2 protein-coding genes are annotated in these 2,661 nt (G+C 34.9%); both read left to right on the top strand.

What is annotated here, in order from left to right; genetic code table 11:
- Positions 1-112 precede the first annotated feature (112 nt).
- Entirely contained in the window at positions 113-1,693 is a 1,581-nt protein-coding gene (locus ACOVO2_RS04640) for an AAA family ATPase (protein WP_421768841.1), read from the top strand.
- A gap of 12 nt (positions 1,694-1,705) precedes the next feature.
- On the top strand, positions 1,706-2,563 hold the full coding sequence (locus ACOVO2_RS04645; RefSeq protein WP_421768842.1) for a hypothetical protein: 858 nt from the start codon (positions 1,706-1,708) through the stop codon (positions 2,561-2,563).
- The last annotated feature ends 98 nt before the right edge of the window (positions 2,564-2,661 follow it).

A 2,661-nucleotide genomic window follows, 5' to 3' on the forward strand; every position in this document is an offset into this window, starting at 1 on the left:
CAATCAACTACGAAGTAGCAAATGCCAATGATATTGTGTTGATTTGAGGGCGTTTACTTGTATTTTAGCTACAATTTCATAAGATTTGTAAACAATAACGATTCATTAGTCAATGAAAAGACAAGAAATACCAAAGGTTGTCGCGGATGTTTTGAAAGAAATTTCAGATGAGATTAAAGAATTTAATCTTAATTCTGATTTTAAGTTAGTGGCTAAATCTTCTAATGATTTTCTTTTAAAGATTTACCCAAAGGGTAGTGAAGATTTGTTTTTTCAGATTGATTATTATGATTCTGACGAGATTAGTATTATTTACGCCATTGAAATCAATGAATTAAGTTTAAAGTTAACAAATGATTTAATAGCGGCTTTAGACAGACCTATATTAGATAATAGTAATGTCATAGAATTATTCAACAAATATTTATCAACAATAAAGGAGGCCTATAAAACTGTAACAGATTTAGAGAAAGTAGAACTAAACCTCTCCGAATTCTTCGATTTAGAAGAAGATGAAGAAGAAATCCTACCACCAGAACCTAATCATTTTGAATCAGCCGATAAAGTTTTACCATATAGCCTAAAACAATTAGCCGTAAAAGATTTCCAAGGTATTAAAGAATTGAGTGTGGAGAGCATTCCCGTGGATACGCAATGGATATTTTTGGTGGGTGAAAATGGTTTTGGTAAAAGTACGGTACTGCAAGCTATTTTCTTAGGTCTCAATGGTGCATTTGATGGTAACACTCCTCTTTTGGATGATAAACACAGCAGTATTCAGGTCGAATACAAAAGCCTCGAAAATAGCTTTATCAATAGCGTAAAAGATAACAAAAATCCACTGGCTCACTTGGCGGCATACGGGCCTGGTCGTTTGAATTTGCAAGGTGTAAAAAGTGAAAACGCCGAAGACAGAAACAATTCGGTTTCTTATAATTTGTTCAACTCTGATGGCTTTTTGTTTAATATTAACTCTGAATTAGTGCGTTGGAAGCTAAAAAAAGACAAACGTTTTGATTTAGTTAAAAAAGCTATTTGTACGCTGATTCCGAATTTGGCAGATGTGAGATTTAACTCGGAAACTGACCAAATTGAGTATATTGAGCAAGAAATTAGTGGAGATGGCAAAAATACCATCAAATACCAGCCTTTACCTTTTCAGAAATTAGCATCGGGTTTCAAGAGTGTTATTGCTTTGGCGGGGGATATGATTGTTCGGCTTTCTAAAAATCAACCTAACGTAAAAGACCCTTCGGAATTAAGTGGCATTGTGATTATTGACGAAATCGACCTGCATTTGCACCCAAAACTGCAAAAACAACTCGTTGGACAGTTTTCAAAGGTTTTTCCAAAAATACAATTTATTGTTTCGACCCATAGCCCGATTCCACTTTTGGGAGCAGCATCCAATACCGTTATTCTGAAAGTAAGTCGCACGGAAGCTGAAGGTGTACAAATCGAAAATATCAAAGTAGAACTCAAAAACCTTACGCCGAACTTAGTTTTGACTTCTGGTATATTTGATATGGAAGATTTCGTTTCGGTACAAAACGAAGATATTAGTGAAGTTCGCACCGAAGATTCATTTGAAGAAATGCAGAAAAATGATATGGTCGAAAAACGTCTGCAAGAGTTTGAAAAAAGTGCCAGTCAGTTTCCAGACGAATTATTTATGCCAAAATCACTTAAATAGCCTCTTAAAGCGATGATTAGCATAAAAAAAGACTTTGATTCTCCACCCGAAAAGTTAGTCCAGTCGAAGAGAAATGACCAAATCAAAGATGCTTTAGTTACCAAAAACGAGCATAAATTTAAAAGTTCGATTTACCGAAAAACAACCATTGAAGCCTTAGAAACACTCTACAACTTTAAGTGTGCCTATTGTGAAACGGATACGTCGGCAGGAGCACCTTTTCAGGTCGAACATTTTCGCCCGAAAGCAAAAATCGAGGGAGATTCAACCCACAAAGGGTATTATTGGTTAGCTTGTGAATGGAGTAATCTGACTCTCGGGTGCAGTGCTTGTAATAACGCTAAGAAAAATCATTTTCCAATCAAAGGAAATAGAATCAATGACCCATTATTGGATGCTACGGGCTTCCCATTACCCAATTATTTAAGTATCAATTCTAACGAACTTCAAGGCGAACAAGCCATTTTGCTAAACCCCGAAATTGATGAGGTAGAAAATCATTTTTACTTCACACCCGATGGCAAAATTGTAGGTCTTGACGAACGAGGAAAAATAACCATTGAGAAGCTTAAACTCAACAGAAAAAGGTTAGTTTTTTGGCGAAAAAAACTTTTAGATGATTATCTGAAAGCTATAAAAAATATTCTTGATGATTTTTGGACCAAACAAATAGACGTTGACCAGTGCAGATACGCCATCAAACTGGAATTTGAAAAGATTACATTGCTGCAAAACCCCGAAAAACAATATTCCAGATTTGGCTTTTTTATGTTCAATAAATTTGAAATTTTCTTTGCCAATCAATTAGAACGTAAGCAAAAAGAGGCAGTTTTAAGATTTTTTGAGCTTTTCAAGCAAGGCGAGTTATAAAACAAGAGCATATTTCTCAATTTTATACCCATTATTCAACCTCAAAATGTACTTCCTCTATTTAGCGATTGCCGTTTTAGCTTTCATTTTCAATATTT

The sequence above is a fragment of the Emticicia sp. genome (assembly GCF_049241225.1).
Lineage (GTDB): Bacteria > Bacteroidota > Bacteroidia > Cytophagales > Spirosomataceae > Emticicia.